The organism is Roseovarius sp. YIN77 (genome assembly GCF_057219155.1).
In genome coordinates, this window is the sequence record NZ_JBXVVI010000003.1 from 165001 (window position 1) to 173893 (window position 8893).

Consider the following 8893-nt stretch of genomic DNA (forward strand, 5'->3'; position numbering starts at 1 on the left):
CAAAGAGTGTGAGAGACACTCTCGCCGAAAATCCAAGGGTTCCTGCTTAAAGCTAATCTGAGCAGGGTAAGCCGACCCCTAAGACGAGGCCGAAGGGCGTAGTCGATGGGAACCAGGTTAATATTCCTGGGCCAGGAGGTGGTGACGGATCACAGAGGTAGTTCATCCTTATCGGATTGAATGGGCTGCTGAGTGGTTCCTGGAAATAGCCCCTCCATCAGATCGTACCCTAAACCGACACAGGTGGATAGGTAGAGCATACCAAGGCGCTTGAGAGAACTATGTTGAAGGAACTCGGCAAAATACCTCCGTAAGTTCGCGAGAAGGAGGCCCAGTTTCTACGCAAGTATTGACTGGGGGCACAAACCAGGGGGTGGCGACTGTTTACTAAAAACACAGGGCTCTGCGAAGTCGTAAGACGACGTATAGGGTCTGACGCCTGCCCGGTGCCTGAAGGTTAAAAGGAGGGGTGAGAGCTCCGAATTGAAGCCCAGGTAAACGGCGGCCGTAACTATAACGGTCCTAAGGTAGCGAAATTCCTTGTCGGGTAAGTTCCGACCTGCACGAATGGCGTAACGACTTCCCCGCTGTCTCCAACATAGACTCAGCGAAATTGAATTGCCTGTCAAGATGCAGGCTTCCCGCGGTTAGACGGAAAGACCCCGTGCACCTTTACTACAGCTTCACACTGGCATTAGGCCGAACATGTGCAGAATAGGTGGTAGGCTTTGAAGCAGGAACGCTAGTTCCTGTGGAGCCTCCTTTGAGATACCACCCTTGTTCTGCTTGATGTCTAACCGCGGTCCGTTATCCGGATCCGGGACCCTGTGTGGCGGGTAGTTTGACTGGGGCGGTCGCCTCCTAAAGAGTAACGGAGGCGCGCGAAGGTTGGCTCAGAGCGGTCGGAAATCGCTCGTTGAGTGCAATGGCAGAAGCCAGCCTGACTGCGAGACTGACAAGTCGAGCAGAGTCGAAAGACGGCCATAGTGATCCGGTGGTCCCGAGTGGAAGGGCCATCGCTCAACGGATAAAAGGTACGCCGGGGATAACAGGCTGATACTGCCCAAGAGTCCATATCGACGGCAGTGTTTGGCACCTCGATGTCGGCTCATCTCATCCTGGGGCTGGAGCAGGTCCCAAGGGTACGGCTGTTCGCCGTTTAAAGAGGTACGTGAGCTGGGTTTAGAACGTCGTGAGACAGTTCGGTCCCTATCTGCCGTGGGTGTAGGATACTTGAGAGGAGTTGCCCCTAGTACGAGAGGACCGGGGTGAACGATCCACTGGTGGACCAGTTGTCGTGCCAACGGCAGTGCTGGGTAGCTATGATCGGACAGGATAACCGCTGAAGGCATCTAAGCGGGAAGCCCCCCTCAAAACAAGGTATCCCTGAGAACCGTAGTAGACCACTACGTCGATAGGCCGGAGATGTAAGCGCAGCAATGCGTTCAGTTGACCGGTACTAATTGTTCGATAGGCTTGATTTGATCCAGTAGTAGACAGACTTACTGGTCAAAAGCATACACACACTAAGTACTTGACTTGATATTGGTTTTTTTCTCGGTTTGGTGGTCATAGCACAAGCGAAACACCCGATCCCTTTCCGAACTCGGCCGTTAAGCGCTGTCGCGCCGATGGTACTGCATCTTAAGGTGTGGGAGAGTAGGTCACCGCCAAACCTAGAAAGAAACCAATAGATATCTCTCTTACGATGAAAATCTACCCCTCAAAACGCCGCGCTTCTTGCGCGGCTTTTTGTTTTCGGCGACTGTTTTCTTGCACACAGCAGATCGGGGTAGGAAATGGCCAAAGAACACGATGAATCCATGATGCAAAACCTCTATTGGTGGGGGATTCCGACGCTATTTCGTTGCCCGAATGAGCGACCTAATGGGCATGACATAGCGCTCGTCGGCGTTCCACATTCGACAGGCAACGGCACGACAGAGCGCGATCAACATCTGGGCCCGCGCGCTGTGCGCAACGTGTCATGCCTTCAGCGACGGGTGCATGGTGATTTTGGGATCAACCCGTGGGAGCTGGCAAAAATCTGCGATGCAGGTGATGTTCCGTTTCCACGTGCCAATGATAATGAACATTGTATTCAACAAATTACTGATTTTTATACTGAAATCGATGTGGCCGGGGCGCGACCTGTTTCCATCGGCGGGGACCATTCAATCACCGGGGGTATCGTTCAGGCCCTTGGCGGCGGCAAACTCGCGGGTGGTCAGCCCGTTTCATTTCTGCATCTTGATGCGCATACGGATGTATTTACCAAGGTCGATCATTTTCTGGGCGCCAAGAAGTCTGCGGCGCATTGGGGGGCCTATCTGGCCGATCAGGGGCAGGTGGATCAGAAAACATCTATGCAGATCGGTCTAAGAGGACACCCAAGAACACTGGACTGGCTGCAGCCCAGTTATGACTACGGATACAATGTCGTGACGATGAAAGAATACCGTGCACGCGGTGCCCTGGATGTTATTGCACAGATCAAAGAAACGCTGAATGGACGGCCGGTTTACATTACTTTTGATCTTGATTGCTTGGATCCGACGATCGCACCCGCTGTGTCGAACCTTGAACCGGGGTCGGCGGGTTTTCAATTGATGAGGCTGTTGAACTCATTCGTGCGGTACGCGGGATGAATGTCGTCGGAGGTGACGTCGTGTGTCTGATGCCGACCAAGGACAATCTAAACCAGATCACATCAATGGTCGCGGCGTCGATTATGTTCGAAATGATATCAATCATTTCTGAAACTATCGGCTAGAAGTATCAGCGACATTTCCGTGTCGCGCTTGTGACAGATAACCCCCGGAAATCTGCCAATCTGACTCCAGATTGTATTGGAAACGCGCAGATGGCCACCGTCATTTCACGGCCTGATGTGGAGACAGATTCCCGTCCGCTCATTGGCATAATATTTTTGCTGATTGCGACGACTCTGTTCCCGATCCAGGACGTCATTATCAAAAGCCTAAGCGGCGATTTTGCCGTGCATCAGATCGTGTTTCTAAGGGGGTTGTTTGCGCTCCCGATTGTGATGGCAATCGCGTATTATGAAAAATCGCTTTGGCCGCTGCGATTGGGATCAATTCCCCTGCAACTGTTTCGGGCGGCATCGGCGTTCACATCATATCTGGTTTACTACATGGCCTTGGCGGCAATTGGTCTTGCAGAAACGGCGGCGATCACCTTTTCGACACCGATATTCGTGACCGTATTGGCGATGTTCTTTCTCGGCGAAAAGATAGGCATTTTCAGGTGGTTGGCGATCACGCTGGGTATGTTAGGTGTTGTTGTTATCGTACAGCCCGGATCTGGCGTTTTCGAACCCGCCGCAGTTTTGGCGCTCCTTGCCGCACTTAGCTATGCGACCTCTATCATCATCACGCGGAAAATAGGCAACCAAACCAATGGTGGGTCGCTTACCCTGTTTACGGTTATGTTCTTCATTATCGCCGGCGGAATTTTGGGGCTAATATTCTCCGTCCTCCCCAACGACTCGCCGCACCCCAGTTTTGCGTTTTTATACCGTGCGTGGCGTTGGCCGGATCCGTCGCATTGGCTCTTGTTCATCGGCTTGGGCGTGATTTCCGGCATTGGTTTTTTCTCTCTTTCCCAGGCCTATCGATTAGCAGAAGCAAGTGTGGTCACGCCCTTTGAATACACCTATCTGCCCTGGTCCGTGTTGTGGGGATATGCGTTTTTTGGCAGCTTACCATCCGTTTCGACCTGGATTGGTCTGGTTATGATCGTGGGTGCGGGTCTATTGATCCTGTTTCGTGAATCTCTCAGGAACAGAAGGCTCGTCCGCCGCAAAGGTCTGGGCATTCTTCGCCAAAGATAGGCAAATTCCCAGTTTCTAGCGCGGTTTTCAGAGTACGAGACAACGATTATTTTATTGGCAAATATCCGAGCAAATGTGCATTTTGACGTTGAAGTCCCCCGGACATCAGCATACATAGACGACGAATTGGCGCGGGATGGAGCAGCCCGGTAGCTCGTCAGGCTCATAACCTGAAGGTCGTAGGTTCAAATCCTACTCCCGCAACCAATTTAGTTCTTTAAGAACAGCAACTTAGAGGCCGCCTTCGGGTGGCCTTTTGCTTTTAGGGATTGGTCGTGGAAGCATTGTGGAAGCAGTTGAAGTGGAATCGCATTGTGATGATAAAGGCACATGTCAGCAGTTACCTGACAACCAACACAACAGCATGTTATCGTTATTTTTCTTCGAAAGATGAGATTTAGATGATAAGCCCAGAATCCGTTTCGATCCTTGAGCAATTCCAAACAACAATAGTGGGTATCATTGGCTTTGTCGGTGTAATCTGGACGCTTCGCGCTAATGCCAAAAATGCACGGCAAGAACATAGAAGGCAGATCGAAAGTAGGCGTTCAGCTCTGCGACGGATTCTCGCCGCAGAACTCCGAAACTATGCACGTGCATTAAAGAAAAATGTGGAGGCTCAGCGCCCGAACGATGAGTTCATATCCGTAGGTCGAGTTCATAGATTGTTTTCAGAGCAACTCGCAGCTGATTTGGGCCTGCTCGACTTGGATGAGATTGATATTGTGGTGAATGCCCTGATCAGCTTGGATGGCATGGAGCACTTTCTTGAGAACATTTCCACACAAACAACTCAAATCCGATTTTTACTGCCTTCAGAAACGTGGGAAGAGTTCCAGAGAGTAAACGCCACGACGGCTGACGCCTTAAATTTTGCAGTTCAGGCGCTTGAGTATTCTGGTGAGGCGTGGACCGTTTTCGAACGGCCCAGAACGGCCATCTGCGACGTGGGCCAGCGCCGCGATGCAGCTTCACCAGACCAGCCATTCGTGCAAGACGCAGCATTTTCATCACGGCGATGACCGGGTCGCGGACGAAGCGGCCATTTACCGCGACGCGGAGTCAACTATATTTCTTTACTTTTTGAACGATCACGACGTATCGCGACAAGTTCGGTCGCCAGAAGGCTACCGAGGACAGCGAGAACCCCAATCCACTGTAATGTCGCCAACCATTCTTTGACCAACAAGAGTGCAAAAAAGATCATCATGACAGGTTCCAGAATCGAGAGCACCGACGCCCGCGTTGACCCAAGTATTGTAGCAGAAACAAAAAAGAACAGATATCCAAGCGTGAAACTAACGCCAGCCAACAACAAGTAAAACCAGCCCATAGTAGTGTTAGGAAAGGCTATTGGCTGCATAATTCCAAGACTTGGACCTACGATGGCTAGTAAGATGAAATACGCACCGGCCCAGATGGTCATGTGAAGGTTCGCACGAACCGGCCCCAGCGTTTTCGAGGTTTCAGTTGTCGTGAGGATCATGATGGTAATCCCCAAAGATGAGATAAAGGCAAGCAAGACTCCGGTCGCATTTAAGCTCTCAATCCTCACGCCAAGAGCAAGAGCTAAGCCCAAAAAGGCAATCGCGATCAAACCAAATTCGACGACGCCGATCCGGGCGCTGCCCTGAAAATGATTATACGCCGCCACGAAGAATGGATAGGTGAAGAACAGCACGCTTGCGAGACTCACATCTATATACGCCACTGCGCTCATGCCGCCACCTGCAGCCAGAAACAGCGCAATACCAGCCATAGCGGTGGTTTTCACATAAGGTTTTGGAATGGAGAGTTTTTCGTTCCGTATGGACAAAAACACTGCCAATCCGAAGGACCCGACAATAGTACGCACCAAGAGTACAGCAATTGGATTTGCGCCCTGAAGATAAGACATTTTCGCAGCATTGGGCATAATCCCAACAAAAACTGCGGCCAGCAAAATCATAATCAGGCCGACGCGATAGGTGTGAGGTTCTTTCATGTCTGCGGCATTGATGGAAAAACTCTCGGCGTTACTTCACTACATGAAACAGTTTTAGTGAGTGCGTCAATTGCCCCTGCAAATGCCGCCAATATAGAAACTAAAGCCAACGGAGAATTGAGGGTCCGGTCAGGGCTCCAAGCAGCCTTGCGGCGGCGCAGAACTGAGCCGGGAAATCACGGCAAATGAATGTCGGGTTCCATCTTGGCGGCCTTAATAGCTCGCGCTCACAGAGAATGACCGGAATCCGCCCACTAAGAAAAACGATATCGCGCTTGGGCCTTGGAAATCCGATCAACTAACGGCGTTGGGTGCTCTTCGGTCAAGCGTACTAACGTACTAGTGTGATCTTCCACAAACTCTTCGAAGCCACTAGCGGGTATGCTCGAAATTGCAGCTCTCGAAATTAATAGTCCTGTGATCTGCGCATCGAGTTCCCGCATTTTCGCAATTCGGTTGGCTTCGATAACATCGACGGGCACAACACCAGAGCAGTTATGCAAAAGATCATTGCAAACCACATTTTCAAACTGCTGCCAGAGTCCATGAGCGGGCCAGCGAGCGCGGTTTGAGTCTGGGGTAGGGGTACAGTAACGGATACGATCAATTGAATCTGTGAACGCGTGTCCAATGATGTCTTGAACATCTTGCCAATTCCTCATCTTAAACCGATTGCGTAGCTGTTTCGAGCCAAGGCGCATCTCGAAACGCCAAACTTGGCCTGTGTCGCGATCCTGAAGGTCAATCGGCTCTTTACCCATCGCTTCCAATTCGGCGTTCCAGATGGTTAACCATCCAAGCTTCTTTTGTTGGATGACCTCGGCGCGCTTGTCATAGATCGCAAGCTGCCGGTTGACGACTGCCCCGGCGCGCAAACCCAAGACTCGAGACCCACTAGAAACCGTCGCGGTTTCATCAACACCGGTATATTCGGTCACTTTCGTTCCCGGCGGTACGACCAATGCTTCGCGGTTAGGCTCAAACCAAGGCGCAAGAAAGTCGACTGCAAAATCTGCTCGCGTGACGCGTAGCTGAGTTTCTACGTACTGAATACCAAACGCAGTCATGCAATCCCGAAAATGTTTCTCGGCCCCAACCAACCCTGAAACTGCGAGTCCAAATGCACGGAAGTCCACGGTTATGCCAGGGTTGTTGGGAATGCGGTCTTCGGGATCTTGGAAAAGCCACACAGCACCATGATCTCCTGTGTTCGCCGTGAAGCCCCGCGCTCCTTTGTTGGCTACGTTCAAACGGATCGATCCAAACTCGAGAACACAATCGCTATAGGTTTCTTTTGCATGTGCCTTGGCAGAGGCGAGCTTTCCCCGAAGCTCTGGGGGAATGTCTGTTTGAATTGTAAATCTCAGTCCATCAAATCCAGAATGCAGAATTACAGCGTCCATCTACTCTTACCTTCGATTTCGTATTCGTGGAGGGGGGTGTTACAAGACCCCCCCTCAGTGCGAAAGTGTCGCTATTGGTTTCAATTTGAGGGGTGATTGATCGTGGTTTGGCCGAATTAGTGCCTCCGGCGGGGCAGCTACTGTTTTGGGGCCGGAGCGAGTACGCTCCGGCTCCTAATTTACTTCGAATTGACCTGACGCCCGATCCAGATTTCTGCCCGCTCGGCGCACTTAGCAACATTGAGCATATCGGCATGCGAAAAGTTGGTGGTGCTTTTCCATTCTCCATCTTTGTCACGATATGACCGGGTTAGGTCGACAGAATAAAAACCGTCGTTGTTCCAAATGGTGGCAGTGATGAGCCCTAGACGGAGTTTATGGGCGGGTTGAGATGACATGGTGATTTCCTATTTTCGATTACTGTTTGAAGAAGGGCGCGGAATGCCGTTTGATCCCGCGCCCCAGAGCCTTCCGGCCCCAAAATCCCGCGTGTTGCTGCCAAGCCCACGCGGGCAAAACTCAGATTTGAGAAGTGTTGGCGCGACGGCGTTGTTCTGCCCAATCGCGAAGATCGCGGCGGCGATAGCGTACTGACCGGCCCGGTTTGTAGAACTCAGGCCCAAAGCCTGTAACGCGCCATTTCTGAAGTGTGCGTACACTTTGGCAGAGAAAATCTGCTGCTTGGGTTTCGTCAATAAAGCCGTCTAGGTAGTCTAGGGCTGCTTGGTTTTCAGGTTGGTTTTGAACCGGGTTACGCATCTTTTTGCTCCTTTGCTCGGTGATGCGTTTGTTTTGGATCAAATCGAAAACAGTAAAAATGACAGTAAAACGGTCTAACAATTACTGTTTTCTGTTTCTCTTTAACTCTCTGAAAAGAGGCGAAAAATGCGCACGGATACCCTCGTTTCCGGGTGTGTTACCTACGTCATATTTGTCAGGGTAGATGGTTTTGAGATAATGGCGAACCAAGTCGAAATGAGACTTTGCGGGAATATCTACATCAATCTTTCCGCTAGCATTGAGCGCATGAAACGCTGCTTCCACATCATTCTTGATAGTTGGCCGACCGGTTTTTCTGACGTTCAAATGAGTATGGTCTACAAGTGTTCTATCGGCTCGCTCTGAAACCATTCGCACCCGAACGTCTATAAAGCGCAATGATTGATACGAAACTTCGTTGCGATCGAGCTTCTCAACGTTTGTCCATACGTTTGCCGGAATCTGAACTGGCATGGTTTCCAATGTTCTCGGGCGATCAAATCCGAACGCTCGATAAGTTCCATCGCGCAATTTTTGAATGATCTCGTTTGTTGCTTTCTCGAGAAGTGCTTCCTTTGGACGGCTAAGATCATCAACCTTTTGCGCACCGTAAAGCAACAGCTCCAATCCAGAGTGACCTTCGGAACGTCCTTCCTCAGCGGCATTCATGAGCGCCTCTACCCAGTTTCCTTTCCCACGATGGGCAAGCGCCACGGACCATTCTTGTTTGTAATAGTGCTTCGCAAATGCTTGGGCGGCACTGGCTACCTGTCTAGCCCCTTGTTTCAGTACCAGTGATTTGCGGTTTGTCTAAAAGGGTTTCTGGGACTGGTGGGCGCATGTTCAGAGCATGATGTGGTCTGATCTGGTTGTATTGTCTGAGCCACGTATTGA

Annotated in this window: 7 protein-coding genes, 1 tRNA gene, 2 rRNA genes and 1 pseudogene (1 of these 11 cut by a window edge); 6 read left to right on the forward strand and 5 right to left on the reverse strand. The window is 51.0% G+C overall.

Going from position 1 to position 8893, the window contains the following annotated elements:
- The 6 genes and pseudogenes from AC2D8P_RS06075 to AC2D8P_RS06100 form a co-directional block, all read left to right on the forward strand.
- Positions 1-1484: ribosomal RNA gene (locus tag AC2D8P_RS06075) — 23S ribosomal RNA — on the forward strand (it extends 1347 nt beyond the left edge of the window).
- A 77-nt stretch (positions 1485-1561) separates the two neighbouring features.
- Positions 1562-1676 (forward strand): 5S ribosomal RNA (gene rrf / locus AC2D8P_RS06080).
- A gap of 123 nt (positions 1677-1799) precedes the next feature.
- A pseudogene (locus AC2D8P_RS06085) lies at positions 1800-2773 on the forward strand (arginase family protein).
- A 90-nt stretch (positions 2774-2863) separates the two neighbouring features.
- Positions 2864-3853 (forward strand): DMT family transporter, encoded by a 990-nt coding sequence (locus AC2D8P_RS06090; RefSeq protein ID WP_484701377.1) that lies wholly within the window; start codon positions 2864-2866, stop codon positions 3851-3853.
- Between the two features lie 130 nt (positions 3854-3983).
- Positions 3984-4060 (forward strand) — tRNA-Met (locus AC2D8P_RS06095).
- Positions 4061-4254: 194 nt separating this feature from the next.
- Positions 4255-4875, forward strand: a complete 621-nt coding sequence (locus AC2D8P_RS06100; protein ID WP_484701378.1) for a hypothetical protein — start codon at positions 4255-4257, stop codon at positions 4873-4875.
- Between the two features lie 44 nt (positions 4876-4919).
- Here AC2D8P_RS06100 and AC2D8P_RS06105 read toward each other — a convergent pair whose 3' ends face one another.
- The 5 genes from AC2D8P_RS06105 to AC2D8P_RS06125 all read right to left on the reverse strand — a co-directional run bounded on the left by AC2D8P_RS06105 (position 4920) and on the right by AC2D8P_RS06125 (position 8713).
- The gene (locus tag AC2D8P_RS06105; RefSeq protein WP_484701379.1) at positions 4920-5837 is read right to left on the reverse strand and encodes a DMT family transporter; all 918 of its coding nucleotides are present in this window, start codon (positions 5835-5837) and stop codon (positions 4920-4922) included.
- A 254-nt stretch (positions 5838-6091) separates the two neighbouring features.
- On the reverse strand, positions 6092-7240 hold the full coding sequence (locus AC2D8P_RS06110; RefSeq protein WP_484701380.1) for a hypothetical protein: 1149 nt from the start codon (positions 7238-7240) through the stop codon (positions 6092-6094).
- Positions 7241-7419: 179 nt separating this feature from the next.
- On the reverse strand, positions 7420-7638 hold the full coding sequence (locus tag AC2D8P_RS06115; protein ID WP_484701381.1) for a hypothetical protein: 219 nt from the start codon (positions 7636-7638) through the stop codon (positions 7420-7422).
- A 121-nt stretch (positions 7639-7759) separates the two neighbouring features.
- A complete protein-coding gene (locus AC2D8P_RS06120) occupies positions 7760-8080 on the reverse strand; it encodes a helix-turn-helix transcriptional regulator (protein WP_484701382.1) in 321 nt (106 codons plus the stop codon).
- Positions 8081-8713: a hypothetical protein gene (locus AC2D8P_RS06125; protein WP_484701383.1), complete on the reverse strand. Its 633-nt coding sequence runs from the start codon at positions 8711-8713 to the stop codon at positions 8081-8083.
- Between the last annotated feature and the right edge of the window lie 180 nt (positions 8714-8893).

What these genes read in the sequence shown, in the direction of transcription:
- AC2D8P_RS06100 (WP_484701378.1), top strand. Translation starts at nt 4,255, where the DNA reads ATGATAAGCCCAGAATCCGTTTCGATCCTTGAGCAATTCCAAACAACA.
- AC2D8P_RS06105 (WP_484701379.1), bottom strand. Translation starts at nt 5,837, where the DNA reads ATGAAAGAACCTCACACCTATCGCGTCGGCCTGATTATGATTTTGCTG.
- AC2D8P_RS06115 (WP_484701381.1), bottom strand. Translation starts at nt 7,638, where the DNA reads ATGTCATCTCAACCCGCCCATAAACTCCGTCTAGGGCTCATCACTGCC.
- AC2D8P_RS06110 (WP_484701380.1), bottom strand. Translation starts at nt 7,240, where the DNA reads ATGGACGCTGTAATTCTGCATTCTGGATTTGATGGACTGAGATTTACA.
- AC2D8P_RS06090 (WP_484701377.1), top strand. Translation starts at nt 2,864, where the DNA reads ATGGCCACCGTCATTTCACGGCCTGATGTGGAGACAGATTCCCGTCCG.